Annotated in this window: 22 protein-coding genes and 1 riboswitch; of the genes, 10 read left to right on the top strand and 12 right to left on the bottom strand. The window is 66.3% G+C overall.

What is annotated here, in order from left to right; translation table 11 throughout:
- Positions 1 to 70: 70 nt before the first annotated feature.
- Positions 71 to 886, bottom strand: coding sequence for a DUF4184 family protein (locus tag BLJ79_RS07370; RefSeq protein ID WP_071214070.1), 816 nt, complete (start codon positions 884 to 886; stop codon positions 71 to 73).
- A 144-nt stretch (positions 887 to 1,030) separates the two neighbouring features.
- Positions 1,031 to 1,972, bottom strand: coding sequence for a LysR family transcriptional regulator (locus BLJ79_RS07365; RefSeq protein WP_071214069.1), 942 nt, complete (start codon positions 1,970 to 1,972; stop codon positions 1,031 to 1,033).
- Positions 1,973 to 2,050: 78 nt separating this feature from the next.
- Between BLJ79_RS07365 and BLJ79_RS07360 the strand changes: the two genes are divergently transcribed.
- Entirely contained in the window at positions 2,051 to 3,790 is a 1,740-nt protein-coding gene (locus BLJ79_RS07360; RefSeq protein ID WP_071214068.1) for an L-aspartate oxidase, read from the top strand.
- Positions 3,791 to 3,871: 81 nt separating this feature from the next.
- Here the strand turns inward: BLJ79_RS07360 and BLJ79_RS07355 are convergent, their stop codons facing one another.
- On the bottom strand, positions 3,872 to 5,170 hold the full coding sequence (locus tag BLJ79_RS07355; RefSeq protein ID WP_083411078.1) for an MFS transporter: 1,299 nt from the start codon (positions 5,168 to 5,170) through the stop codon (positions 3,872 to 3,874).
- A 48-nt stretch (positions 5,171 to 5,218) separates the two neighbouring features.
- Here BLJ79_RS07355 and BLJ79_RS07350 point away from each other — a divergent pair, with 48 nt between their 5' ends.
- The 3 genes from BLJ79_RS07350 to BLJ79_RS07340 all read left to right on the top strand — a co-directional run bounded on the left by BLJ79_RS07350 (position 5,219) and on the right by BLJ79_RS07340 (position 7,914).
- Complete coding sequence (locus tag BLJ79_RS07350) at positions 5,219 to 6,043, top strand: IclR family transcriptional regulator (protein ID WP_071214067.1); 825 nt, start codon at positions 5,219 to 5,221, stop codon at positions 6,041 to 6,043.
- 111 nt (positions 6,044 to 6,154) lie between these two features.
- Positions 6,155 to 7,102: an ABC transporter ATP-binding protein gene (locus BLJ79_RS07345; protein WP_071214066.1), complete on the top strand. Its 948-nt coding sequence runs from the start codon at positions 6,155 to 6,157 to the stop codon at positions 7,100 to 7,102.
- Entirely contained in the window at positions 7,099 to 7,914 is an 816-nt protein-coding gene (locus BLJ79_RS07340; RefSeq protein WP_071214065.1) for an ABC transporter permease subunit, read from the top strand. The genes BLJ79_RS07345 and BLJ79_RS07340 overlap by 4 nt, the downstream gene beginning before the upstream one ends.
- A gap of 225 nt (positions 7,915 to 8,139) precedes the next feature.
- On the opposite strand, the gene BLJ79_RS07335 is transcribed toward BLJ79_RS07340, so the two are convergent.
- The 3 genes from BLJ79_RS07335 to BLJ79_RS07325 are packed head-to-tail and all read right to left on the bottom strand — an operon-like array spanning position 8,140 to position 11,087.
- A complete protein-coding gene (locus tag BLJ79_RS07335) occupies positions 8,140 to 8,778 on the bottom strand; it encodes a LutC/YkgG family protein (protein ID WP_071214064.1) in 639 nt (212 codons plus the stop codon).
- 5 nt (positions 8,779 to 8,783) lie between these two features.
- Positions 8,784 to 10,289 (bottom strand): LutB/LldF family L-lactate oxidation iron-sulfur protein, encoded by a 1,506-nt coding sequence (locus BLJ79_RS07330; protein WP_071214063.1) that lies wholly within the window; start codon positions 10,287 to 10,289, stop codon positions 8,784 to 8,786.
- Positions 10,290 to 11,087, bottom strand: coding sequence for a (Fe-S)-binding protein (locus BLJ79_RS07325; RefSeq protein ID WP_071214062.1), 798 nt, complete (start codon positions 11,085 to 11,087; stop codon positions 10,290 to 10,292).
- Between the two features lie 240 nt (positions 11,088 to 11,327).
- On the opposite strand from BLJ79_RS07325, the gene BLJ79_RS07320 reads away from it, so the two are divergent.
- Together BLJ79_RS07320 and BLJ79_RS07315 are read left to right on the top strand one after the other, a co-directional pair.
- Positions 11,328 to 13,067 (top strand): L-lactate permease, encoded by a 1,740-nt coding sequence (locus BLJ79_RS07320; RefSeq protein ID WP_071214061.1) that lies wholly within the window; start codon positions 11,328 to 11,330, stop codon positions 13,065 to 13,067.
- 169 nt (positions 13,068 to 13,236) lie between these two features.
- Positions 13,237 to 13,971, top strand: a complete 735-nt coding sequence (locus tag BLJ79_RS07315) for a FadR/GntR family transcriptional regulator (protein WP_071214060.1) — start codon at positions 13,237 to 13,239, stop codon at positions 13,969 to 13,971.
- A gap of 16 nt (positions 13,972 to 13,987) precedes the next feature.
- Here BLJ79_RS07315 and BLJ79_RS07310 read toward each other — a convergent pair whose 3' ends face one another.
- Entirely contained in the window at positions 13,988 to 14,998 is a 1,011-nt protein-coding gene (locus tag BLJ79_RS07310) for an NADP-dependent oxidoreductase (protein WP_071214059.1), read from the bottom strand.
- 38 nt (positions 14,999 to 15,036) lie between these two features.
- Positions 15,037 to 15,426, bottom strand: a complete 390-nt coding sequence (locus BLJ79_RS07305; RefSeq protein ID WP_071214058.1) for a DUF1304 domain-containing protein — start codon at positions 15,424 to 15,426, stop codon at positions 15,037 to 15,039.
- A 94-nt stretch (positions 15,427 to 15,520) separates the two neighbouring features.
- Between BLJ79_RS07305 and BLJ79_RS07300 the strand changes: the two genes are divergently transcribed.
- Positions 15,521 to 16,126: a TetR/AcrR family transcriptional regulator gene (locus tag BLJ79_RS07300; RefSeq protein ID WP_071214057.1), complete on the top strand. Its 606-nt coding sequence runs from the start codon at positions 15,521 to 15,523 to the stop codon at positions 16,124 to 16,126.
- Positions 16,127 to 16,326: 200 nt separating this feature from the next.
- Positions 16,327 to 17,496, top strand: coding sequence for an MFS transporter (locus BLJ79_RS07295; protein ID WP_083411158.1), 1,170 nt, complete (start codon positions 16,327 to 16,329; stop codon positions 17,494 to 17,496).
- A gap of 23 nt (positions 17,497 to 17,519) precedes the next feature.
- Here the strand turns inward: BLJ79_RS07295 and BLJ79_RS07290 are convergent, their stop codons facing one another.
- Together BLJ79_RS07290 and BLJ79_RS07285 are read right to left on the bottom strand one after the other, a co-directional pair.
- Complete coding sequence (locus BLJ79_RS07290) at positions 17,520 to 19,070, bottom strand: amino acid permease (protein ID WP_071214056.1); 1,551 nt, start codon at positions 19,068 to 19,070, stop codon at positions 17,520 to 17,522.
- Between the two features lie 671 nt (positions 19,071 to 19,741).
- Complete coding sequence (locus tag BLJ79_RS07285; RefSeq protein WP_071214055.1) at positions 19,742 to 21,487, bottom strand: bifunctional metallophosphatase/5'-nucleotidase; 1,746 nt, start codon at positions 21,485 to 21,487, stop codon at positions 19,742 to 19,744.
- Between the two features lie 181 nt (positions 21,488 to 21,668).
- Here BLJ79_RS07285 and BLJ79_RS07280 point away from each other — a divergent pair, with 181 nt between their 5' ends.
- The gene (locus BLJ79_RS07280; protein ID WP_071214491.1) at positions 21,669 to 21,911 is read left to right on the top strand and encodes a toxin-antitoxin system YwqK family antitoxin; all 243 of its coding nucleotides are present in this window, start codon (positions 21,669 to 21,671) and stop codon (positions 21,909 to 21,911) included.
- A 113-nt stretch (positions 21,912 to 22,024) separates the two neighbouring features.
- Positions 22,025 to 23,338, top strand: coding sequence for a zinc metallochaperone AztD (gene aztD, locus BLJ79_RS07275; RefSeq protein ID WP_071214054.1), 1,314 nt, complete (start codon positions 22,025 to 22,027; stop codon positions 23,336 to 23,338).
- A 90-nt stretch (positions 23,339 to 23,428) separates the two neighbouring features.
- Here aztD and BLJ79_RS07270 read toward each other — a convergent pair whose 3' ends face one another.
- Both BLJ79_RS07270 and BLJ79_RS07265 read right to left on the bottom strand, forming a co-directional pair.
- The gene (locus BLJ79_RS07270) at positions 23,429 to 23,974 is read right to left on the bottom strand and encodes an OsmC family protein (protein ID WP_071214053.1); all 546 of its coding nucleotides are present in this window, start codon (positions 23,972 to 23,974) and stop codon (positions 23,429 to 23,431) included.
- A 41-nt stretch (positions 23,975 to 24,015) separates the two neighbouring features.
- Positions 24,016 to 24,134: riboswitch (SAM riboswitch) on the bottom strand.
- A 315-nt stretch (positions 24,135 to 24,449) separates the two neighbouring features.
- Entirely contained in the window at positions 24,450 to 24,953 is a 504-nt protein-coding gene (locus BLJ79_RS07265) for a MarR family winged helix-turn-helix transcriptional regulator (protein ID WP_071214052.1), read from the bottom strand.
- Positions 24,954 to 24,983 lie beyond the last annotated feature (30 nt).

Below are 24,983 nucleotides of genomic sequence, written 5' to 3'. Positions count from 1 at the left end.
GCAGGGAAGCCGGCGTCGGTCACCCTCAACATAGCAAGGGAAGATGCACGACGCCACCATCCACGCGCGGCTAGGCGCGGGTCTTGGCGACGGCGCGAAGCCTCCGGAACACTGACACCGCGTGCCACACCACGGCGTAGGCCGCCAAGGCCACAACCAGGGCGGCGCCTCCACGCGTAATGACGATCCACAGGAACGTACCGGCACTGGCTGCGTCCTCCATGACAGGCTTCGAATCCAGGCCGAGGGCCGCGGCAATGGCGGCCGGAACCACCAGGAGCAGCGCCAGCAGGAGGGCGCGGACTTTCTTGCCTTTAGCTTCGCCGCTCATCCCCCGATGCCCGGAGGCTTTTTGCCGTTTGAGGTACCAGAGGACGACGAACGCCAAACCGGCCAGGGTGCTGCCATGTTGCAGGAGCCGGTAGACGGCGATTCCGGCGACAGGCTCGCTGGCCAGCAACGGCACTCGTTCCACTACCCAGCCGTAGGAATGCGTGAAGGAATCCCACGCCAGGTGCGTGAGGAGCCCGAGCATCAGTGAATAGAAGGTCCACAACGCAACCCGGGCACTGGTCGGCGGGCGGCCCTTGAGCGCCGGCTTGTCCGGGACCCACGAGTCGGGAAGCGCCCACCGCAGCGGCTTCACCACGAGCCACAGGAAACCGGCCAACACCAGCGCCAGCGGCAACCCGACGCTCAGGATCTGGGAAAAATCGTGCGAGTTCGCGCCGTTGAGCATGGGTGCGTACCAGGCGTCGCTGGTGGAAGACATCATGGCGAAGTAGGGGACGTCCGGGGCCATGGCGCCGGCGACCAGGGCAACGGGGACGAATGGTTGTCGCAGGAAGGGCAAGACTGCAGCCGGGTGAGCCAAGGTGAAAGGCAAGGGATTCCTCGAAAAGTTGCGTCGGAGCCCACGGGGCAACGTGTTGACGTTGCGAATGGGTTCACCTCCAAGCCTAGTTGGCTCCGGGTCCGAACGCGGCCGGTTGGACTGTTGGAACCAACACGTTTGACCAGACCGCGACGACTACGAAACCCGGGTCACCAAGCCGCGGGTTGAGACGCTGCTCGACGCCAGGAGGTTTGCGGTGTCAAAAATCATCTCCTGCATGGCCTGGGCGGCGCGGGTCGGCGAGACATCGTTGCGGTGGGCGAGGCTGACCGTCCGGGACAACCCGGGGTCGGTGAGCCGCACCGAACACAGGCGCGGCCGATCGAGCATGACCATGGCAGGGACCACGGCGACCCCCAGTCCGCGTTCCACGCAACGCAACACGGCATCCATTTCAGACCCCTCAAGGACCAGGTTCGGGGCGAGTCCGGCGGCATGGAACGCCTGCGAGGTGGCCTCCCGCAGGTCGTAGCTCTGGTGGTAAGTGATCTGCGGCAGTTCCGCCAGCTCGGCAAGGGTCAGGGAGGCGCGTCCGGCAAGGTGGGTGCTGTTCACCGAGGCGACGACCACCAACTCCTCGGTGAGCAGCGGAGTGCGCTGCAGGCTGGCGGTGGGTGCCGTGCGGTCCTCCGAGGTGACGATGAGCGCCAGGTCGAGGGCACCCCCGGCGAGCTCGTCGAGCAGGCCGCGGGAGCCCTGCTCGATCAGGTGCAGGTCGATGCCGGGGTAGGCCGCATGGAACGCGGTCAGCACATCCGGAACCAGGCTGACGCACAATGTCGGGGTCGCACCGAGCCTCACCCGCCCCTTTTTGAGGCCGGCGAGTTCCTGCATCTCGTGGCGGACGGTTTCCGCGTCGGCGAGCATCCGCCTGGCCAGGGGGAGCAGCGATTCCCCTGCATCGGTGAGTGTGATGTTGCCCCGGGCCCGGTGGAACAGCTCCGCACCGAGATCCGATTCCAGGGTGGAGATCTGCCGGCTCAAGGAAGGCTGCGCGAGGTGCAGAAGCGCGGCGGCACGCGTGAAGTGGCCCGTGCGTGCGACTTCCATGAAGCTTTGGAGCTGTTCCAGGTTCATGGTCGATAGCGTATACGCATTGAAACGACTCGAACAATTCATTGGACGGATCGAGGGCAAGTTCCTAGCGTTGAAGACATGAGTGCAACAGCAACGAAAGAACAACAGATTTCCACCACCGTTCTGGTCATCGGCACCGGAGGATCCGGCCTGCGGGCCGCCATCGAGCTGGCCGAAATGGGGGTCGACGTGCTCGCCGTGGGCAAGCGCCCGCGCAACGACGCCCACACCTCGCTCGCCGCCGGCGGCATCAACGCGGCCCTCGGAACCATGGACAAGGACGACAGCTGGCAGCAGCACGCCGCCGACACCATCAAGGAAAGCTACTACCTGGCCAACCCGCACACGGTCGAAATCGTCGCCCGCGGCGCGGCCCAGGGAATCCACGACCTGGAACGCTACGGCATGGGCTTCGCCAGGGAGGAGGACGGGCGGATCTCCCAGCGATTCTTCGGCGCCCACACCTTCCGCCGCACCGCTTTTGCCGGAGACTACACCGGCCTGGAAATCCAGCGCAGCCTGGTGAGCCGGGCCGAACAACTGCAGATCCCGATCCTTGACTCGGTCTACGTCACCCGGCTGCTGGTGAAGAACAACCAGGTCTTTGGCGCCTACGGCTTCGACATCAACACCGGCAAGCGCTACCTCATCCACGCCGACTCGGTCATCCTGGCCGCCGGGGGCCACACCCGCATCTGGCGCCGCACCTCCTCCCGCCGCGACGAGAACACCGGGGACGCCTTACGCCTGGCCGTGGATGCCGGCGCCCGCCTGCGCGACCCCGAGCTGGTGCAGTTCCACCCCTCTGGCATCATCGAACCCGAGAACGCAGCGGGCACCCTGATCTCCGAGGCGGCCCGCGGCGAAGGCGGCATCCTGCGAAACGCGCTGGGGGAGCGGTTCATGGAACGCTACGACCCGATCCGCAAGGAACTCTCCACCCGGGACCGCGTGGCGCTGGCCGCCTACACCGAGATCAAGGAAGGCCGCGGCACCAAGAACGGCGGCGTCTGGCTGGATGTCTCGCACCTGCCGCGCGAAACCATCATGGAGCGGCTGCCGCGCGTCTACCAGACCATGATGGAGGTGCAGATGCTCGACATCACCGCCGAGCCCATCGAGATCGCACCCACCGCGCACTACTCCATGGGCGGGGTCTGGGTGCGCCCGGAAGACCACAGCACAGACGTCGATGGCCTCTACGCCATCGGCGAGGCCTCCAGCGGACTGCATGGCGCCAACAGGCTGGGAGGCAACTCGTTGATCGAGCTGCTGGTCTTCGGCCGCATCGTGGCACGCGCCGCGGCGAAGTACTCGGCGTCGCTGGATTCCCAGCCCCGCTCACACGAGGCGCTGGCGACCGCGCGGGCCGAGATCGACGACCTGCTGGCGGCCGAGGGCCAGGAGAACGTGCGCGAGCTGCAGCGCGCCATCCGGAACATGATGACCGACCATGCGGGCGTGGTGCGGGACGAGGACGGCCTGTTGGCCGGCCTGGCGAAGCTGGACTCGATCGAAGAGCGCATGGAGGCCGTGGGGATCCACCCCGACATTGCTGGCTACCAGGACCTGGCCCACGCATTCGACCTGAAGGGATCCGCGCTGGCCGCCCGGGCCACCCTCGAGGCCGCACTTGAACGCCGGGAGACGCGCGGCTGCCACAACCGCAGTGACTACCCCCAGATGGACCCCGCGCTGCAGGTCAACCTGGTGTGGTCGCCTTTCGCCGGAATCGTTCGCGAGGAAATCCCCGAGATCTCGGATGAAATCGCCCGGCTTGTCAAGGACGTTTCCAGCGTCGGAAAGCTCGTGGAGTAGCAGGCCGGCGGTGCTGCCTGCGGCCGGGTGGCCGTTCCCCGCGGAGGGGAAGGCCGCCCGGGCCATGGCATTTTGCGGCGGCTAGTGCTGTTCGGCCGGGTCGGCCACGGGCTTGACGCGGAAGGTGATCACGGCGAACAGGACTGCGGCCAGGCCCGCTCCCAAGGCGAAGACGAGGAAGTTCGAGTTGACGCCGAGCCCGGAGGCCAACAACAGTCCGCCAACCTGCGGGGCTGCGACGGCGCCGATGCGGCCCATGCCCATCGCCCAGCCCAGCGCGGTGCCGCGCAGGCGCTCCGGGTAGTGGTTGGCGACGGCGGCGATCAGCAGCGCCGCGGTGCCGTGGGTGCCCACGCCAGCGAGAATCAACATCGCGTAGACGACCCCGACCGGGGGAGTGGTCATGATGACGGCCAGGCCGATCCCGGCCACCAGGGCCGCGGCGGCCGCGGCGGGGGCGGCGCCAAAGCGGTCGCCGGCCCAGGCCGTGACGACGGAGCCTGCCACTGCACCCAGGTTCAGGGCCAGCGCGAAGGTCAGGGCCGAGCCCAGGTCATACCCGGCCTGTTCCATCAGGCTGGGCAGCCAGGTGCCCAGGCCGTACCAGGCGAAGAGGATGGCCAGCGAGGCCACCGCGAAGAGCACCGAGGCACGGGCATAGGGGGCGCGGAGCAGCTGGCCGAAGCCGGAGCCGCGGCGCGCGCCCGGACCGCTGCGGTGCTTGAAGGACAGGGTTTCGGGCAGGTAGCGGTAGCCCATCGGCACCACCACGACCAGCGCGATGACGGCAATCAGGAACATCGCTTCCCAGCCGAAGGCCGGGATGACCCAGATGCCGGTGACGGCGGCGATCGAACCGCCGATGGGCACACCCGACATCATCAACGTGGCCATGGTCGAGCGCCAGCGGTCCGGCACCAGTTCGGCCACCATGGCGTTGGCTGAGGGAACGAGGCCACCCAGGCCGATTCCGGCCAGCAGGCGGAGGGCGCCGAAGACCAGGGGGTTCGGGGCGAAGGCGCACAGGATGGTGAGGGTGGAGAAGAGGATCGAGCAGGCCAGGATGGTCCGTCGCCGACCCAGCACGTCGGCCAGCCGTCCGGCCCCGAGCGCACCGATCATCATGCCCACGAAGGCCAGCGAGCCGATGGTGCCCATGGTCGTCGGGGTCAGGCCCCAGTCGTCGATCGCCAGCAGTGATGACTGCACGGTGCCGTACACGATGAGGTCGTACCCGTCGAAAACCACCAGCAGCCAACAGGTCACAATGGCCAGCACGGCCTTGCGGTTTGAGATGTTCCTGGGCTTTGACGGCTGTGCCGAATCGCCGGTGTTCTGTCCGGTGGGACCCGCAACGGCGCTCGTTGTGGAAAAAGTCATAGCTACAAGTGTTGCCGGTCTCAGTGTGACGGCGCATATAATTCTGATGTGCAGAAATTACGGGTAAGCCGCGAAATCCCCCGCTACCCCATCGACGCGGTCGACAACGCCCTGAAGCTCATTGAGCTGTTGCGCGACCATGGCTCCGTCCGGCTCAAGGACGCGGCCGCCGAGCTCGGCGTCTCGCCCTCCACCGTCCACCGCCTGCTGGCCATGCTCATTTATCGCGGCTTTGCCGAACGCGCGAGGGGCCGCGGTTACGTTCCGGGTCCCGCCCTCGGGGCCGGACCGGCCGGCCACGGCAGGATCAGCGAGCTGCGTGCCCTGGCCCAGCCGCTGCTGGAGGACCTGGCGGCCACGATGCGGGAAACAGTGAACCTGATGGTGCGCGTGGGCGGGGAAGTCCGGTTCCTGTCCACCGTCGAGGGTTCCCGGCCGGTGCGCGTCGGCGACCGCCAGGGGACGGTGCTGCCCGCACACCGGGCCTCGGCCGGAAAGGCCATGCTGGCCCGGCTCGACCCGCACGAGCTTGAGCAGCTTTACCGGGGGGAAACGGCCACCGCGCGCAAACTCAATGAGGCTGACTATGCCGCCCTGGTGCGCGAACTCGGATTCGTCCGGGAACGCGGGTTTGCCGCCAACTTCGAGGGGACCGAAGAGGGGGTCAGCGCGCTGGGAATGGCCATCACCAATGCCGACGGCGAGGTGGTCTGCGGCATCAGCGTGGCCATCCCGCAGTCCCGTTTCCGGGAGGTGTTCGACGCGGGCCTGCTCGGGGAAACCGCGCGCACCGCCAAACTGCTGGAAGAGCGGCTGGGCGAGGTGGCCGGCGGCCCCGGGCTGGACCGGGACCAGCCGCCTTCGCCCCGGTAGCCGCGGGCAACCTCGGCCCTTGGCGTGCGGGCCTCTGGCCTTGATCGGGCGCAGGGACGAGAATGAGGCTGGGGGGAGCCCCGAATCGGGAAACCCGGGAAGGGAAGCTGCATGGAGAACGTCATCGAGGTGCAGGGCCTTGCCAAGCGCTTCGCCCACCGCGAGGCGTTGCGCGGCATTGACTTCGAGATCCCCCGCGGCAGCGTCTTCGGGGTGATCGGGCCCAACGGTGCCGGCAAGACTACCGCCATGCGCTGCCTGCTGGACATCATCAGGCCCACGGCCGGAAAGGTGCGGGTGCTGGGCGCCGATCCGCGCCGCGCGGGCCCGGAGATCCGCCGCCGCATCGGGTACCTGCCGGGCGAACTCGCCCTGGAACGGCGGATCACCGGGCGGAGGATGATGGACCACTTTGCCGCCATCAGCGGACCCGTGGCCCCCGGCCGGGTCGAGGAACTCGCCTCACGGCTGGGACTCGAGCTGGACCGGCAGTCGCGCAAGCTCTCCAAGGGCAACAAGCAGAAACTCGGACTGGTGCAGGCATTCATGCACGATCCGGAGCTGCTCATCCTCGACGAACCCACCTCCGGACTGGACCCGCTGATGCAGCGGGAGTTCCTCGGGATGGTCGAGGATGCCCGCGGGCGCGGGCAGACGCTCTTCCTCTCCTCCCACCTGATCGGGGAGATCGAACAGGCGGCGGACCGCGTGGCGATCCTGCGCGACGGATTGATCGTACGCACCGCCACCGTCGAAGAGCTGCGGGCAGGTGCCCGTCGCCGGCTGCGCGTCCTGGCCGCCACCGACCCGGAGACGCTGGCCGCGGCACTGGAACCGCTCCCCGGCCTTCAGCTGCTGGACACCGAACGGCTCGGCGAAGGGGGCTGCGCACTCGAGGCGCGTTTCTCCGGCGAGGTCGGTGCGCTCCTGCACGCCCTGGCCGGGATCGAGGTGCTCGACCTGGTCCTTGAGGAACCGGACCTGGAGGAAGCGGTGCTCGAGCTCTACGGCTCACCTCCCGGCAACGGACGCCATCGCGCGGGGGAGCCGCGGCCATGACGCCCGCCGCCCGCCGCCCGTTCCTGCCGCTGATGAGCAAGGCGCTGCTGGACACCTGGCGTTCCACACTCGTCTGGGCCCTGGTGTTCGTGTCCGTGCTTGCGCTCTACCTTCCGCTGTACCCGTCCATGGCCGGCCCGGACATGGCGAAACTGCTCGCCTCCCTGCCCGAGGAGCTGATCCGGGCCCTGAACTACGACCAGATCGCGACGGGCGCCGGATACGCCCAGGCGACTTTCTTCGGCCTGCTGGGATTCATGCTCTCCTCGGCCGTGGCCATCGGCACCGGGGCGGCGGCCATCGGCGAGGACGAGGATGCTGGCCTGCTCGAGCTCACGCTCGCCCACGGGGTGACGCGCACCCAGGTGGTCCTGGAACGGTCCCTGGCGCTGCTGCTGCGCATGGCCTTCCTGATGGCGGTGATCTACGTGGGGGTGCTGGCGCTGAACGGGCCCTCGGAGCTGGGACTTGATCCCGGGACGCTCTTCCAGGCGGTGGCGCAGTTCCTGCTGCTGGTGCTGCTCGGCGGAACGGCGGCGCTGCTGGGCGGGGCCGCGGGTGGGCACCGGACCCACGGAACAGCGGCCGGCGCCCTGGTGGCGGTCGGGGGTTACATGCTCAACGCGCTGGGCAACCAGGGCGAGGACCTGCAGTGGATGCACGCCTTCTCCCCGTACCACTGGGCGCTCGGCGGGCAGCCCGTGGCCAACGGCGTGGACTGGAGCGCGTTGTGGGGACTGGCGGGCCTGAACGTGCTTTTCGTTGCGCTCGCCGTATTCGCGCTGCGCCGCCGCGATGTCGGGGGAGCCTAGCTGCAGGATCCGAACCCACGATTGACACAGCGTGTGACCGGGTGAAGCCGGCGATGGATCCGCGATCGCGGACGTGACGCCCACCCGGGGTGGGGCCGACGCGGCCACCAAGGCCATCGGGAAGGGAGTGATCGGCGGGCGCCGGCTCGCGCGACCGTGCGGAAAAGGCCAAGAGGTGGCCCCCGGAACCACCCGGGGGCCACCTCTTGGAGTGTGTGGTGGAGCCTACAGCCCCTTGACGATGATGACGTCCAGCCGGCGCGGGCCGTGCACGCCCTCGACGCGCTCGAGCTCGATGTCGCTGGTCGCGCTGGGACCGGAGATCCAGGTCAGCGGACGGGTGATGTCCATGCGCGGCAGGGCCTCGGGCAGCAGACGCACGATCGTGGACGCCGGAACCACGCACACGTGGTGGTCCGGGACCAGCGAGATCGCACGGCGGCCCTGGTCGGGTGTGCCGTCAAGCACGATGGTGCCGGACTCGGCAATGGAGACGGCCGATGAAGTCAGCACCGCGTCTGTGGAATCCAGCTCCGGGATGCCCAGCACCGCGCCGGGGGCGTCGGTGCGGCGGCGCGCATCGCCGTCCGGCGTGGCATCGGCCAGCCAGGTCTCGTCGATGCCGTGCGGCACCACAAAGCTGGTCGCGTCCTTGAGCCGGTCGGCAATCGTTGCCGAAAGCTGCGCCGAATCCACGACGTCGACGTGCGCCTTGTAGTCCTCGAGCCGGTCGACCAGCAGTTCGATGAGCTCGGCCAGCGGCATGTCCGAGGTGGTGCGGTACTCGCGGGGGATAGGCTCCGGCGTCGGGGCATCGCCCAGGGCGGAGGTGATGCGGGAGAGGATTTCTTCCTTGGCGCTCATTGTGGCTATTTCTCCTGCTCATTGGTGGTTGCAACCGGCTCGTGGTCCTTCTTCCACCAGTCGCGGAAGGACTGCGTCGGGGGAGCGGGGATGTCGCGGGACTGGGTCCAGCCTGCGGCGATTCCCGGAAGCCGCTTGATCTTCTTGTCGCGCCCGGCGGCGAGCTTGCCCAGCGGCAGGCCCTTTTCCAGCAGGCCCAGGTGCTTTCCGGAGGAGAAGGCCCACTGGGCACCCTTCATCATCAGGTCCATCTGGCTGGGCAGCATTTTCTCGCCGCGCTTGGAATCCACGTCCTCGCCGCGCAGGTGCACCAGGATTTCGGGGATGTTGATCTTCACCGGGCAGGCGTCGAAGCAGGCACCGCAGAGCGAGGAAGCGTAGGGCAGCGAGCTGTTCTCCTCGGACTTGATGCCGGTGAGCAGCGGGGTGAGGATCGCGCCGATGGGTCCCGGGTACGTCGAGCCGTAGGCGTGGCCGCCCGTGCGCTCGTAGACCGGGCACACGTTCATGCAGGCCGAGCAGCGGATGCAGTTCAGCGCGGTGCGCCCGTACTTGTCGGCCAGTGCGGCGGTGCGGCCGTTGTCCAGCATCACCAGGTGCACGTTCTGCGGTCCGTCGCCCTCGGTGACGCCCGTCCACAGAGAGGTGTACGGGTTCATGCGCTCGCCGGTGGAGGAGCGCGGCAGCAGCTGCATGAAGACCTCGAGGTCCTCCTTGCCCGGCAGCAGCTTCTCGATGCCCATGACGGTGATCAGCGTTTCGGGCAGGGTCAGGCACATGCGCCCGTTGCCCTCGGACTCGACGACCGCCAGCGTGCCGGAGTCGGCCAGGGCGAAGTTGGCCCCGGAGACCGCGACCTTGGCGGAGAGGAACTTGCGGCGCAGGTGCTCGCGCGCGGCCATCGCCAGCAGGCGCGGCTCGTCGGTCAGGTTCGGGTCCACGTTCGGCATTTCCGCCAGGAAGATGTCGCGCACCTCGGTGCGGTTCTTGTGGATGGCCGGGACCAGTATGTGGCTGGGCTTGTCGTGGCCCAGCTGGACGATCAGCTCGGCCAGGTCGGTCTCGAAGGCGGAGATGCCCTGCTCCTCGAGGTACTCGTTGAGCCCGATCTCCTGGGTGGCCATGGACTTGACCTTGACGACCTCGTCGGTGTCCTGTTCCTTGATCAGGTCCGAGACGATCCGGTTGGCCTCGTCGGCATCGCGGGCCCAGTGGATGATTCCGCCGCGGGCGGTGAAGTTCTTTTCGAACTCCTCAAGCAGGGCCGGCAGGTTCGCCATGACCTGGTTCTTGGTTGCCGCTCCGGCGTCGCGCAATTCCTCCCAGTCGGGAAGTTCGCCCACGACCTTGAGGCGCTTGTCGCGGATGGTGTGGGTCGCGTGGCGCAGGTTGGCGCGCATCTGGGTGTTGCCCAGTTCGCGGTGCGCCGCGGCCGGGAACGGCTCGTCGATGTGCAGGTTGCCGTCGCCGAAAACCGGCAGGCTCGGCATTCCCATGAAGACGTTGCTCATTTACTTGCCTCCCTTTCCTACGAATACCTCGCCCGTCACGGAGACGGGTTCGGCCATGGTGCTGGCCAGGATCTCCGCAAAGTGAAGAGTGGTGGTGCTGGACTTGGTGCGCGAGAGCCCGCCGCCGATGTGCATGAGGCAGGAGGCGTCTCCGCCGGAGCACAGCGAGGCGCCGGTGGATTCGATGTTCTTGGCCTTGTCCTCGAGCATCGCCGAGGACACGTCGGCGTTCTTCATGGAGAAGGTTCCGCCGAACCCGCAGCACTGGTCGGCCTCGGGCAGGTCGGCAACCTCGATGCCGCCGACACTCTTGAGCAGGTCCAGCTGGCGGTCGCCCAGGTGCAGCGAGCGCATGCCGTGGCAGGAGGGGTGGTAGGTGACCTTGTGCGCAAAGTGCGAACCGAGCTGTTCGGCGGCATTGGTGACGCCCAGGACGTCGACCAAAAGCTGGGAGAGTTCGTAGGTCTTGGCGCCCACGGCCTCGGCACGTGCCTTCAGCGCGGCGTCGCCGCAGCGTTCGGCAAGGATGGGGTGCTGGTGCTTGACCGAGGCGACGCAGGACCCGGACGGTGCAACCGCAAAGTCGTAGGTTTCGGCCTCGAAGGCCGCCACGTGGTTGGCCACCACCGGAAGTGCCTCGTCCATGTAACCGGAGTTGATGTGCATCTGGCCGCAGCATGCCTGGCCGGAGGGGAAGATGACCTCGTGGCCCAGCCGTTCAAGGATCTTGACCGTGGCACGCGCGGTTTGCGGGTACATGGCATCAACGATGCAGGTGGCGAAAAGTGCGATTTTCATTCAATGGCCCTTCCGGCGTGCTGTGCCGAGGATTTGATGTGGTCTGACCATACTATGGCGTGATCGGGCCCACGTCCAGCGAGTGCGCACCGCGAAAAATTTCTGTGACACCACTCACCATCGGGCCGGATCCTGGGTTATGCTGTTGTGGTCGGACCATAGTGGTCCGACCACGGATGTCTACAGGCGTCCACCACAAATCCCTTATCCGCGCTCCACTCCCAACGCGAAGGACGCCCAGTGGACACTTTCACACCATCCACAGATCCGCTGGCCGGAAGCATTGCGCTTTCCGCCATCATTTCCCTGTTGCCGCTGTTGACGTTCTTCATCATGCTGGCCGTGGTCAAGGCCAAGGCGCACGTCTCCGGCCTGGCCTCATTGCTCGTTGCCATCTTGGTCGCCGTCTTTGTCTTCAAGATGCCGGTGGGCATGGCCCTGATGTCAGGGGTCATGGGCGCGGTCTTTGGCGCCTTCCCCGTGGTCTGGATCGTCATCATGGCGATCTGGCTCTACCAGGTCACCGTCGTCTCCGGGCGGTTCGAGGACCTGCGCCGCGTCTTCGACGTGATCGGCGGCGGGGATGTGCGCATCCAATCCATCCTGATCGCCTTCTGCTTCGGCGGCCTGCTCGAAGCGCTGGCAGGGTTCGGCGCTCCGGTGGCCATCACCGCCACGATGCTCCTGGCCCTGGGCATGGCCCCGCTGCGTGCCGCTGCCGCGGTCCTGGTGGCCAACACCGCCCCCGTCGCTTTCGGCGCCGTGGCCATCCCCATCACCACCGCCGCCGGCCTGACAGGATTGGACGCCAACCACATCGGCGCCATCGTCGGCCACCAGGCACCGCTGCTGGCAATCTTCGTCCCAACCTTGCTGCTGTTCATCCTCGACGGAAAACGCGGCGTCAAGGAAGTCTGGCCCGCAGCGCTGGTCATCGGCGGCTCCTTCGCCGTCGCACAGTTCCTCTGCGCCACCTACTTCTCCTATGAACTCACCGACATCGTCGCCTCGCTGGCAGGTCTGGGAGCAGCGGTAATCTTCCTGCGGTTCTGGACCCCGAAGGGCCGCGACGAGGCACGCGCCCGCGTTCTTGTGGGCGAAGCTGCCCAGGGCGCGGATCAAGCAGGCGACGGCGGCAAGGCCGTCTCCGGTTCGGCCACCGTCTACCACGGACACGAACAAAAACTTCAGGCTGGCCCGACCTTCCTGGCGCTCTTCCCCTACCTGCTGGTCATCGTCGTCTTCGGCATTGCCAAGCTCTGGAAGCTGGGCGTGAACGTCCCGGGCGCGCTGGCCTCCACCGACGTGAAGGTCAAGTGGCCCATGCTCTACGGCCATGTGCTTGACGGCGAGGGAAACCCGGTTTCCTCGACGATCTACAACTTCCAGTGGCTCTCCAATCCCGGAACCCTGTTGCTGTTCACCGGCCTGATTGTCGCGATCGTCTATTCGCTGAACGACGCAGGCGGCAAGTACAAGATCAAGGTTTCGGATGCCGTCCTGGAAATCGGGCGCACTATCTACAACATGCGGTGGGCCGCCACCACGATCCTTTCGGTCCTGGCCCTGGCCTACGTCATGAACCTGTCGGGGCAGACCATCACCATCGGCACCTGGCTCGCGGGAACCGGCGCCTTCTTCGCGTTCCTGTCCCCGATCCTGGGCTGGATCGGCACGGCCGTCACCGGTTCCGACACCTCGGCCAATGCCCTGTTCGCGAAGCTGCAGCAGACTGCCGGCATCAACGCCGGAATCGATCCGAACCTGCTGGTCGCCGCCAACACCTCGGGAGGTGTCGTCGGCAAGCTGATTTCCCCGCAGAACCTGGCCATCGCCGCCACCGCGGTGGGCATGGAAGGCAAGGAGTCGGTCATCCTGAAGAAGGTCGCCGGCTGGTCCGTGGGCATGCTTCTGGTGCTGTGCGTGCTGGTGTATCTGCAGTCCACGCCGATCCTGAGCTGGATGTTGCCGACCCCTTAAAGCGGACGCGGCAAGACCGGCCGCGACGGCCGGCAAGCGGTCCCGTGGATCGGCGAGGAGTATCGCCGATCCACGGGGCCGCGGCCGGCTTCGCAACCCATTAGGCTTGGATGATTCGTTGATTGGCCAAGGGGCCAAACATGAGCAATGACCATGGGGACAAGAAGCAGTGAAAAGCACAACCAGGAATTCGCCGCAGCCGGCCCGGGCCTACGAGACGGTCCTAACCACCATCGAGGCCGACCTTCGCTCGGGAAAGCTCAAGATCGGCGACCAGTTGCCCGGCGAACGCTCGTTGGCCGAAACCCACGGCATTTCCCGGGCATCGGTCAGGGATGCCATCCGCATCCTCGATGCCATGGGCATGGTGCGCACCTCCACCGGGTCCGGGCCCAACTCCGGCGCCGTCGTCATTTCCGATCCCGCGGTGGGACTGTCGGCGACACTGCGGCTTCATGTTGCCTCGCGCCAGCTTTCCGTTGCCGACATCGTCGAATCCCGAATCCTGCTGGAAACCTGGGCGGCCGAGTCCGCCGACCTGGCCAGCGACCCCGAACGCAGCGCCGCGGTGTTGCGGCGGACCGCCGAGCTGCTTGAGGCCATGGACATGCCGGGCCTTGACCGCGAGGAATTTCACGACCTCGACTCCCAATTCCATGTGCTGCTCTCATCGCTTGCCGGCAACGCCGTCATCGAGGCCATGATGGAATCGCTGCGCCTGTCGATCAGCGACTACGTCAGCGAGTCCGTGGCCAGCGACGCCGCCTGGCAGAAGATCGCCAAGGTCCTTCGAGCCCAACACCACGGCATCCACCAGGCGGTTGCGGACGGTGACGGCCCGCTGGCCGCCAGGCTCCTGCGCGAGCACATCGAGTGGTTCTACACGGAGTCCAGGCAGCTCTGAATGGCGCCGGGGCCGTCTAGAGTTTGATGACCATCTTGCCGGTGTTGGCGCCGCGCATGAGGTCCAAGAACCCCTGCACCGCGTTGTCCAGGCCCTCGATGACGGTCTCGTCGAAGACGATCTTCCCCTGAGCAATCCATACGGACATGTCGGCCATGAATGCCGGGTAGTGTTCGGCATAGTTCCCCACGGTGAATCCCTTCAGGGTTAGTCCCCGGGTAACCATGTTGCTCATGTTTCGCGGACCCGCGGGGGCCTCTGTCGAATTGTAGACGGAGATGGCCCCGCACAAGGTGCCCCGGCCGCCGGGGTTGAACGCATCCAGTGCAGCCTCCAGGTGTTCACCACCCACGTTGTCGAAATACACGTCGATGCCTTCGGGTGCCGCTTCGTGCAACTGCCCGCGGACCGGTCCGTCCTTGTAGTTGAAGGCGGCGTCGTAGCCGTACTTTTCGGTCAGCAGATCGACCTTGGCCGCGCTGCCGGCGGAGCCGATGACACGCTTGGCGCCCTTGAGGCGAGCAATCTGGCCTGCCGCGCTGCCGACGGCCCCGGCTGCGCCGGAAATGAAGACCGTGTCGCCGTCCTTGGGGCCAGCGATTTCGGTCAACCCGACATAGGCGGTGAAGGCCGTCATGCCCAGAATGCCGAGGTAGGCCGACAGCGGCAGGCCGGGAATGTCCTGGACCACGCGGAAGTTGCCTGCCCCGGCCTGGGAGCGGTCCCGCCATCCCAGTTGGTGAAGCACCGGATCGCCGATGCTGAATCCCTCGGCGCGCGATTCGACCACGCGGCCTACCGCTCCACCCGTCATGACTTCGTCGAGGGCATACGGCGCAGCGTATGACTTGGTGTCGTTCATGCGCCCGCGCATATAAGGGTCAACGGAAATGAACTCGTTGGCCACCCGGATCTCGCCCTCGGCGAGGTCGGGCAGTTCCACCGTGACGGTGGAGAAGTTCGAGTCCGTAGGCCACCCGGTGGGGCGGCTGGCGAGGTGGATCTGGGTGCTGGTGGAAGTGGACATGTAATCGAGGCTCCTATGCAGAGAGGAATTTGGGGGACTTAGCGGGTGAAGGCAAACAGGCCAAAAATGATGGCCAGGGTGGGAGCCGTGAGCTGGAGGATCGCCGAGCGGGCAAGCTTGGGCGAGGAAAAGAGCAGGACCATCCCCGCTGCCGCCATCGAGCCGGTGCCTGCAAAGATCAACGTTGCTCCGACGGTCGTGGACGAAGCAATCACCAGGACCATGCCGAGGACCGTGAGAACGGCCAGGAACAAGTTGTAGAACCCCTGGTTGAAAGCCAGCGGCTTGGTCGCGCTTGCCTCGGCGTCCGTTTTGATGCCGAACGCCTTGCGTGTGGAGGGGAGGTCCCAGCGCAGGGACTCCAATACAAAGATGTACACATGGATTGCCGCGGCCAGTCCGGAGAAAATCATGGTTGTCAGCAGCATCTGGTGCGCCCCTAGGTTGAACGAGTGATTGTGTAACGATCGTTCCAATATATACTGGAATGACCGTTACACAAAGCAGGGGGATCCGGGTCTCATGGCCAGAACGCAAGAATTCGACACCAGCAAGGCGCTTGGCGATGCCCGGCGCGTATTTTGGGACAAGGGATTCGACGCCACATCCATCGCGGATCTTGAGGCCGCCACGGGACTTGGCCGTTCAAGCATTTATCACGGCTTTGGCTCCAAGCGGGGACTCTTTGACGCGGTGATCCAGGACTACATGGATACGATCCTGCGACCTCGCCTGACCCTGTTGCACAACCCGGCACACCCTGCCGAGGGCATCTCGACCTACCTGACCTCGTTGTCCGATGCCTTGGAGAAGACGGCGGACCAGACCACAAACCGAGGATGCCTGTTGCTGAACACTGCGGCGGGCATCGCGGGAAACGACGAGGCGCTGAGGCTGTTGATCGATGGGTACCAGGTCGAATTGCGGGACGGCGTTGCCGGCGCCCTGCGCGCAGCCGACCCGACGCAAACCGACGCGATGGTTCTTGCCCGGGCCCGTATCGTCGCGGGGCTGACCATGGGCGCACTGCTCATGGCGCGTGTGAATCTGGGCGAGGCACTGTCCACCCTGGAAGCAGCCGGGGAACAGGCGCAGCTGTGGCTTCCGGCGGGATCGCAAGCCAGGTAGGCCTGGTCCGCGGGGTTGCCGCGCGATTTCCCTTCGGGCGGAAACCCAAGAGAAGTAGCGCCGCGTCGATGTGAGCAACCTTGCCCCCGGTTCGCCGTCTCCCGCAAGGACTTGCCCAGTAATCTGTGAGCATGTCCAAGATGGAAAATCCGGCAGCCGACAGTCCGCTCAAGGTTCTGCGGCCGGCGTCCCGTGGATTCATGTTGTTGTCGTTACTCGCCGTGATTCTGGTCGGGCTGAACCTGCGTGCGGGCATCACCAGTGCTTCACCGCTTTTCCTGGACCTGCAGGAATTCCTGGGCTATGGCCCGTTCGTCACGGCGCTGCTGCCATCGATCCCCACCCTGGTTTTTGCCGTCGCCGGGATGGCGACGGCGTGGCTGGCCCGGCGCCTTGGCCTCTCCGGAACGATACTGCTCGCGCTGGGCGTGCTTGCCGCCGGGCTGGCATTCAGGGCATTGCCGACCACGTGGGCATTGCTGGCCGGAACGGTGGCGGCCATGTGCGGCATCGCGCTGTGCAATGTTGCCATGCCGTCGTTTATCCGCGAGAACTTTGCCCAGAAGACCTCGATGACGACCGGTCTGTACACGATCACCATGTCGGTGGGTGCCACCGCCGCCTCGGCCCTGAGCGTCCCCCTGGCGGTGGCCGCCGGCTCGCCGACCATGGGGCTTGCCACCTGGAGCTTCCTGGCGGTGGCCGCCGTGCTGGCGTTCCTGCCGTTCATGGTCATGGCCCGCGCGGACCGCGCCGCCGCACCGTCGCCATCGGGGGCCAGCCCGCTCTCGCTCATCCGCACCCGGCGCGGGATGGTCATCACCGGGCTCTTCACCGTCCAGGCACTGATGGCCTACGCCATGATGAGCTGGCTGCCCAGCATCCTGATCTCGCGGTCCATGTCGTCCGCCGATGCCGGGATCATCCTGGGGGCGCTGCAGGCCATGACGATCCCCGCAACCATGCTTTCCCTCTGGCTCGTCAACAAGCACGGAATGCTGCGCGGGGCCTTCATCATGTGTTCGGTCATGGTCGCCGCAGGACTGGCGGGCCTGGTGTGGCTGCCGCTCTCGTTCGCCTGGCTGTGCGCGGTCGCCATGGGAATCGGGTTCTCCGTGTTCCCTCTGGTGCTGCTGGTGATCTCCTACAGCGGGGACACCTCCGAGGAAACCACCGCAATGAGCACCCTGGCCCAGTCGGTCGGGTACCTGGTGGCCACCAGCGGGCCGTTCGGCATGGGCCTGTTGTACTCTCTCAGCGGCGACTGGACCTTGCCGTTGCTGCTGCTGATTCTCGTTGCCGGAATCCAGCTCTGGCTCGGTGTCGTGGCCAGCGGCTATCGCCGGGGAACCCCGCAGCGCGTGCAGTAGGTTCCCCGGCCGACGGGGCCGGGCTACGCCTTGGAGGCGAGCTCGTCTTCGACGTCCTGCGGCGCGGCCAGGTCCATTTCGAGCAATGGCACCACCTTGGACTTGGTGACAAAGCGGTGGACGAGCCACAGTCCCAGGAAGATCGGCAGACCGATGTAGGAGGAGAGCACCTCCATGCCCCGCCCGGCAAGGACCGCCTCGTAGTTCTGCCCGGCGATCACCAGGATCAGCACCGCGAACGCCAGCAGCGGCCCGATGGGGAAGAACGAAGCGCGGTACGGCAGGTCGCTGACCTTGTTGCCCTGGGCCAGGAAGCCGCGCCTGAAGCGGTAGTGCGAGATCGCGATCCCGGCCCACACGATGAAGCCACACAGGCCCGAGACGTTCAACAGCCAGGCGTAGGCGGCGCCCTGGCCGACGATGGCGGAGAGGAACCCGAAGAGTCCCACCGCGGCGGTGGCCAGCAGCGCGGGAATCGGCACGCCGCGCGAGTTGGTCCGACCGAAGATTTTCGGTGCCTTGCCGTCGTGGGCCATGGAATAAAGCATGCGTGTGGAGGCATACAGCCCGGAGTTGCCCGCCGACAGGATGGCGGTGAGGATGACCGCGTTCATCAGCGCCGCGGCAAAGGCAATGCCGGCGCGGGAAAAGACCAGGGTGAACGGGGATGCCGCGACGTCGGCCTCGCCGGAGGCCAGCAGGCTCGGGTCGGTGAAGGGGACCAGGCAGCCGATGATGAAGATGGCGCCGATGTAGAAAATCATGATGCGCCAAAAAACGTTGCGGATGGCCCGGGGGACCTCGCGCCGGGGGTTCTTCGCCTCGCCGGCGGCCACGCCGACCAGCTCGGTGCCCTGGAAGGAGAACCCGGCGATCATGAAGACCGAGATGATCGAGACCCAGCCTCCGTGGAAGACGTCCTCGCGGTTTTGCCAGTTGCTCAGCCCGGGGGAGTTGTCCCCGAGGATGCCGAAGATCATCAGCACCCCAGCGATCAGGAAGAGCACCACGGCCGCGACCTTGATCAGCGAGAGCCAGAACTCGGATTCGCCGAAGGCCTTGGCCGAGAGGGCGTTGAGGCCGGTGAGCACGAGCAGGAATACCCCGGCCCAGACCCACCCGGGCACCGACGGGAACCAGAAGTCCATGATGATCCCAGCGGCGACCAGTTCGGCGGCCACCGTGATGGCCCAGTTGAACCAGTAGTTCCAGCCGATCGCGAACCCGAAGGAGGGGGAGACGAAGCGGGTGGCGAAGGTCTGGAAGGAACCGGCGACCGGGATCTTGGCTGCCATCTCGCCCAGGGACTGCATCAACAGGAACACCATCAGGCCGACCAATGCGTAGGCGACCAGTGCGCCGCCGGGGCCGGCCTGGGAGATCGTGCCGCCGGAGGCGACGAACAGCCCGGTGCCGATCGCACCGCCGATGGCAATCATCTGCAGGTGGCGGCTGCTGAGCCCGCGCTTGAGTTCGTTGTCCGGCTTGCCGGGACCGGTGTCGGCCCCGGTGGCCAGGAAAGCTTCCGGTTGCGCCGTTGCAGCCGGCCGGATTTCTGTTGAAGTTCTGCTCATGGATGTCATGCAACACCACCCGGGGGCATCGATGCGACCCGGCTCACATTCGGGCCACGGGGTGCTATCGGCACCGGTCCGGGCAATGCGCCCGGGGTCGCCGTGCGGTCGACGGCGAAAGCCGGAAAGGAAGCCGTTTTGGGAGCCGGGGGACAGTAGCGCACGAGCTGCGGCGGTGCGAATCCGGGGCCGTGAGCCACAGATGATGGAACGAATGACCTTACTCTTGCGTGTCTCAAGACACAGCGTTGCTGATGCACAGACGGCTTCCCGGCGAATGGTCTAACTGGATCAAGACCATGCCACAGTCGTTGACCTGGAGTCTGTCGGACTCTGATGAGCCGTCTTCAAGCGCCGGTCAAGGGCCCCTGGTCATGAAGGCGACGCCGCTTTTGATGATGCGGATTCGTCCTATTATGACGCGTAATTGTCACAAAAGGGGAATCGTGCCAGCCGTTGGGCCCCGTCGGCGGGCGGCGCCCGCGACCTGGCTGGTGGCTCTGGGAAGTTCCGGGATCTGCCACGGAGGATTCCGGGTCCCGATGGCTGCAGGGGAGGTGTCTGGCCTGGGAGTCGCCGGGTCCATGAAGGTGGAATTCCGCCGTGCCGAATGGTCTCGGCAGGCAAAAGCGACCCTCCGCCGGGTGGAGGCTCGCTTTTGCCTGCCCTGTCTACTGGGCGACCTGCGCCCGGCCCAGCGGCGCAGGATCAACCATCGGGTGCGCCTGGAAGTACTCGATGCCGGCCACGAGGTCGATCTGGCCCGAATCGGCCACGTTGGCGCCCTGGGCGAAGGTGAAGAAGTTGTCTCCGCCGGCGGCCAGGAACGAGTTGGTGACAATGCGGAACACCGCGTCGTTGGCGACGGGTTCCCCCTGGTAGCTCATCGAAACGATGTGCTCCCCGCGCGCCGCATTCGGGTTGTAGGTGTAGCTGAAGCCCCCGGAAATGCCCAGGTGCAGCTTGGGTCGGCTCGCGCCGTCGGGCTGCCACTGCTCCTCGAGCACCGACTTGATCTGCGCGCCGGTCAAGTCCATGGTGAACAGCGTGTTGCCGAAGGGCTGCACGGAAGCCGCATCCTTGTACGTCACGGTTCCGTCCGTGCCGTAGAGCAGGTCCGCGCGCAGGCCGCCGGGATTCATGAAGGCGATCTGTGCGGGGACGCCGCCGAAGTTCTCGTTGGACGTCGCCCACAGGTGCATGTCGGCCACGAGGTTGCCCAGGGAGGATTCGACGCCGCGGTCCGAGCCGTTGGTTCCGCCGCGGAGGATGCTGGCGCTGATGTTGCCGATCTTCTGGGCGCCGACGACCTCGGCTTGCCGACTGGCTGCCTCGACGATCTTGGCGACCCCGGGCACGGCTTCGAAGCGCGGCACCGTGGTGCCGTCGGAGGCGATGGTGGTCAGCGAGATCAGCCCGCCCTCAAGGCCGGTGACCTGCTTGTGCTTCTTGGAGACGGTGATCTTCAGGGTATCGAGCGTGGTGCCGTATTGGTGCGCCTGGAGCACCGGGCGCTCAAGCCCCTTGGCCCAGCCCTGGACCGGGTAAGCGCAGGAGTAGCCGATGTGGGTGTGGCCGGAAACGATTCCGTCGATCTCTCCCGAGGCCTCGCGGACCAGGTCCCCGTAGGCGGTGTCCTCGGTGCCGATGCTGGCGCAATTGCTGCTTGACGAGCCTTCGTGGGTGAGCAGCACCAGCACGTCGGCCTCGCCGTTGGATTTGTCCCCGTCGCTCAGCTGCGCGGCGACCCGGTTGGCCGCCTCGACCTGGTCGCCGAAGTCCAGTCCGGAGATGCCGGCCGGGGTGACCAGCGAGGCGGTCTGGTCTGTCACGGTGCCGATCAGGCCGACGGTGACGCCGTTGAGCTTCTTGAGCGTGTATTCCTTCAGCGCCGGGGTCTTGGTTCCTTTCAGGTACACGTTTGCGCCCAGTGCGTAGTCGGCCCCGGCTGCAGCGTCCCCGTTGCCATAGCGGGGGATGACCCGGTTGAGCAGGTCGTCGAAGCCGCGGTCGAACTCGTGGTTCCCGACCGCGGAGGCGTCAAGCCCCGCTGCCTTCAACGCGTCGATGGTGGGGTTGTCCTGCTGGGAGAAGGACGTGAAGGTGGAGGCACCGATGTTGTCGCCCGCCGAGACGAAGAGCGTGTTGCGGTTCTTGGACTTGTAGTCCTTTACGGCTCCGGCCAGCACTGCGGCTCCGGCCTCGGCGCCGTTGGCCTCGATGCGGCCGTGGAAGTCGTTGATGCCCACCAGCTCGATGGTGGTGGACGGCGCGTTCTCCTGCTTGCTGGACTGTCCCTGTGCGCTTGGGTTCTCCGGGGCGGCCGTGGCCGGCCCGGCTACGGCGGTGGATGCCATGAGCGTGAGTGCTGCGGCCGCGACCAGGGCGCTGCGCCGCATTTGATGTTTCTCGGACACGTGGTTCTCCCTCAAGAATAGTGACGAGTGGCGTGTTCCCGGCCGATGGCGCAGGCCGGGGGCACGTGGGGCTGATACTACCGAGCGGATCCACCAAGTGAAAGAGTTCTTTGATGCTTTTTGGATCCCCGGGCGCGTGCCGGGAGGAGGAGCGGACCAGGGCCTGTGGCACGATTCGATCATGACCACGGAAAACGCGGCAAACAGGCCGGAACCGGAACCCTTTGAAAAGCTCCACAAGGATGGCAGCCGGTGGGCGCGCGGCTTCATGCTGGAGGGGGAAATGCAGGGGGATTGGGAATGGTTCAGGGTCGACGGAACACGCATGCGTTCCGGGGCCATGGATCGAGGTCGCCAGGTGGGGATCTGGACCACGTACGACAAGTCGGGCGTTCCCTACAAGGAGACCGACATGGGCAGGTAGCCGCCTCCGGCGCCCGCCGGACATGGTGCCGCCCGCCCTTCTGCGTGGCCGGCGGGTGGGATGCAACAGATTCGCTTTTGCGAATGATTCTCATTTAACTTACTGTTGTCGCCATGTCACATCACAAAACACGCAACAAGCCCCTTGCCCTTGCCCATTCGACTGTCCGTCTCAGGCGCAGGCGGTGGGGAGCGCTGGCGGTCCTGGCCACCGGGACGCTGCTGGCCGGATGTGCCTCCGCGGCCCCCGGCACGGCCGCACCCGGAAGCGAGGCCGCGCCATCGGCCCCGGCTCCGGTGGTGTCCGAGGCAGGCTCGGCCACGCCGCGGCTCGTGCTGACCTACGACGGGGGGCTGCTGGTTGCCGATGCGCGCGACGGCTCGGTCCTCTCGGAGCACAAGCTTGCGGGTTTCAACCGCGTCAATCCCGCGGGCGATGGCCGCCGTGTGCTCGTCTCCACCGCCGGGGGATTCAGGGTCCTGGATGCCGGGGCCTGGTCCGAGAAGCACGGGGAGCACTCACACCACTACGTCTCCGAACCGTCGCTGACCGAGCTGGTCTTCCCGGCCGGGAAGCCCGGGCACGCGGTGGTCCATGCCGGGCACACAGCCCTCTTCGACGACGCCACCGGCAAGATCAACATCTTCGAATCCGCCAAGCTCGCCAACCATGAACTGCCGCGCACCGACGACGTTGCACTGCCCGAGGCCCACCACGGCGTGGCCGTGCGGCGCGGGGACGGGACGCTGATGGTCACCGACGGCAATGCCGAGGCCGTCAACGCGGTGAAGCTGCTCTCCGCCCCGGACGCCGGACACCGACGCACCACGGTGTCCGAGTCCACGCAGTGCCCGGGTGTCCACGGCGAGGCTGTCGCCAAGGACGAGGCCATGGTGGTGGGTTGCGAGGACGGCATCCTGGTCATCAAGGGCGACAAGATTGCCAAGCTTGACGCCCCGGACGCCTACGGTCGGATCGGCAACCAGGCCGGATCCGCGGCCTCCACCGTGGTGCTCGGGGACTACAAGACGGACAAGGACGCCGAGCTTGAACGCCCGCGCACCTTTTCGCTGACGGACACCGCGTCCAATTCCCTGAAACTCATCGACATCGACTACAGCTACTCGTTCCGCTCCCTGGCCCGCAGCGCCTCGGGCGACGCACTGCTGTTGGGCACCGACGGCAAGCTGCACGTCTACGACGTGAAGACGGGCAAGGAAAAGAAGGCCATCGCGGTGGTCGAGGCGTGGGAGGAGCCGGTCGACTGGCAGCAGCCGCGCCCGACGGTGCACGTTTCCGGCCCAATCGCCTACGTCACCGAACCGGAAAGCAAGCAGCTGCACCTCGTGGACCTGAAGACCGGCAAGGTCTCCGGCACCGTCGACCTGCCCGAGGTGCCCAACGAGATCACCTCGACCGAGGGATAACCGGCACCCGGGCGCTGGCGGAAACCAAGAGCCGCGGGCCGGTGCCGATCCCCTCGATCGGCACCGGCCCGCGGCCGGATCATGGTGGCGCTAGCTTGCGGTGACCAATTCGACGCTCACCGGCGTCGGGTTGGTGAAGATGTCCAGAACCGGGCAGTGCTCGTCCACGGCAGCCTGGAGCTCTTCGTAGCGCTCGCGGGTTTCCGGGCCCTGGATCTTCACGGTGAGGCGGACCTCGCCGAAGCCGGGGCGGACGGTCTTCTCGATGCCGAACAGCCCGCGCACATCCAGGTCCGCATCGGCGTTGATTTCCAGCGAGTCGATCTTCAGGCCCAGCTGGTGCGCGTAGAGACGGTAGACCACAACCTGGCAGGAGATCAGCGCGCCCAAGGCGAACTCGACGGGGCTGGCTGCAACGTCGTCCCCGGCCAATGCCTCGGGCTCGTCGACGATGAAGCGGTGCTTGCCGGCGGTGATCTCGCTGGAGACCGATCCGGTGGACACGCCGCTGGCCTTGAAGGTCAGGGCAGCGCTGGTGGTGTTCTGCGAGATGCGCTCGCCCCAGGCGGTGCCGGCTGCGGTGAGCTTCTTTGCGCGAACGGAGTCCAGGGTGTTTTCGATCAGGGTTTCGGACATGGGAAACGGATCCTTTCGTGGTTGGCGCATGCGCTCGCACGGCGCCATACTTACGCCGGCCCGGTCGGGCGGCGTCGAATCTTCACCTGGAGCACCCCGCTATGACGAAGAGGGTTGCCGTCCCGCCGACCAGGGTCGTGAATGGCGGGAACTCGTGATTCTGCTGATGAGTCTTCCCGAAGCCGCACCACGGAGGCAAGGTGGGTGCTTAACAAATCGTCACGACAAAATCGCCTTTCGTCGAACAAGTGTCCGCTGAGGCCGCGACATGAGGCTGTTGGGCGAATGGGAATGGCCGCTTCAATCGAGATGTACGAATAATCTTCGAACTGCTGGACGGCCTGGTGTGCCGGAGGCTCCGGCTTTGATGCACGTGTGGTCCTCGGTACCAAGCGGGCGCCCCTGGCGCCGGGCATGAAAGAGGCCCCGGCCCTTCGGTGTGAAGGGCCGGGGCCGGGAACTCCATGGAGCCAAGTTATTTGCGGTGTTGGGGCTGGTCGTTCGCATTGAGCCGGGCCAGCAGGTCGGAGAAGCGCTTGATTTCCTCGGGTTCCCAGGAAATCAGCCTGTTGCGCAGCAGCTGGCGCGAGGCGGCGCTCGAGGCTGTCACGCCGGCCCGCGCCGCGTCTGTGATGCTGACCAGCATGGCCCGTCCGTCATTCGGGTCCGGTACACGGGTCACCAGTTCCTTGGCCTCGAGCCACTTGATCATCCGGCTCATTGTGGCCTTGTCCACCTGGAGTTCCTCGGCCAGGATGATCTGCTGCTGGGCCTGTTCGCGGGCCAGGATGGAGAGCACCTTGTAGCCCAGGGGCTGGAGCTCCGGGTGGATGGAGGCGGCGCGCCTGCGGATGGCCTGGCGCGCCTTGACGACCATCATGGAGAACTCTTTTTCCACATCCTCGATCAGCGGATCGAGTGCGGTGGAGTCGGTGGCCGATCCCGGGTCGGGACGGGAATCGGAAAACGGTGAAGTCATGTCATTCATTTTAGTTGCGATCTTCCGCTT

The organism is Arthrobacter sp. UCD-GKA (assembly GCF_001863355.1).
GTDB lineage: Bacteria > Actinomycetota > Actinomycetes > Actinomycetales > Micrococcaceae > Paeniglutamicibacter.
Note: the sequence above shows the minus strand (reverse complement) of the source record. Positions and strands in the feature narration are given on the sequence as shown.

What these genes read in the sequence shown, in the direction of transcription:
- BLJ79_RS07365 (WP_071214069.1), bottom strand. Translation starts at nt 1,972, where the DNA reads ATGAACCTGGAACAGCTCCAAAGCTTCATGGAAGTCGCACGCACGGGC.
- BLJ79_RS07360 (WP_071214068.1), top strand. Translation starts at nt 2,051, where the DNA reads ATGAGTGCAACAGCAACGAAAGAACAACAGATTTCCACCACCGTTCTG.
- BLJ79_RS07355 (WP_083411078.1), bottom strand. Translation starts at nt 5,170, where the DNA reads ATGACTTTTTCCACAACGAGCGCCGTTGCGGGTCCCACCGGACAGAAC.
- BLJ79_RS07345 (WP_071214066.1), top strand. Translation starts at nt 6,155, where the DNA reads ATGGAGAACGTCATCGAGGTGCAGGGCCTTGCCAAGCGCTTCGCCCAC.
- BLJ79_RS07340 (WP_071214065.1), top strand. Translation starts at nt 7,099, where the DNA reads ATGACGCCCGCCGCCCGCCGCCCGTTCCTGCCGCTGATGAGCAAGGCG.
- BLJ79_RS07335 (WP_071214064.1), bottom strand. Translation starts at nt 8,778, where the DNA reads ATGAGCGCCAAGGAAGAAATCCTCTCCCGCATCACCTCCGCCCTGGGC.
- BLJ79_RS07330 (WP_071214063.1), bottom strand. Translation starts at nt 10,289, where the DNA reads ATGAGCAACGTCTTCATGGGAATGCCGAGCCTGCCGGTTTTCGGCGAC.
- BLJ79_RS07325 (WP_071214062.1), bottom strand. Translation starts at nt 11,087, where the DNA reads ATGAAAATCGCACTTTTCGCCACCTGCATCGTTGATGCCATGTACCCG.
- BLJ79_RS07310 (WP_071214059.1), bottom strand. Translation starts at nt 14,998, where the DNA reads ATGTCCACTTCCACCAGCACCCAGATCCACCTCGCCAGCCGCCCCACC.
- BLJ79_RS07305 (WP_071214058.1), bottom strand. Translation starts at nt 15,426, where the DNA reads ATGCTGCTGACAACCATGATTTTCTCCGGACTGGCCGCGGCAATCCAT.
- BLJ79_RS07300 (WP_071214057.1), top strand. Translation starts at nt 15,521, where the DNA reads ATGGCCAGAACGCAAGAATTCGACACCAGCAAGGCGCTTGGCGATGCC.
- BLJ79_RS07295 (WP_083411158.1), top strand. Translation starts at nt 16,327, where the DNA reads ATGTTGTTGTCGTTACTCGCCGTGATTCTGGTCGGGCTGAACCTGCGT.
- BLJ79_RS07290 (WP_071214056.1), bottom strand. Translation starts at nt 19,070, where the DNA reads ATGAGCAGAACTTCAACAGAAATCCGGCCGGCTGCAACGGCGCAACCG.
- BLJ79_RS07280 (WP_071214491.1), top strand. Translation starts at nt 21,669, where the DNA reads ATGACCACGGAAAACGCGGCAAACAGGCCGGAACCGGAACCCTTTGAA.
- aztD (WP_071214054.1), top strand. Translation starts at nt 22,025, where the DNA reads ATGTCACATCACAAAACACGCAACAAGCCCCTTGCCCTTGCCCATTCG.
- BLJ79_RS07270 (WP_071214053.1), bottom strand. Translation starts at nt 23,974, where the DNA reads ATGTCCGAAACCCTGATCGAAAACACCCTGGACTCCGTTCGCGCAAAG.
- BLJ79_RS07265 (WP_071214052.1), bottom strand. Translation starts at nt 24,953, where the DNA reads ATGACTTCACCGTTTTCCGATTCCCGTCCCGACCCGGGATCGGCCACC.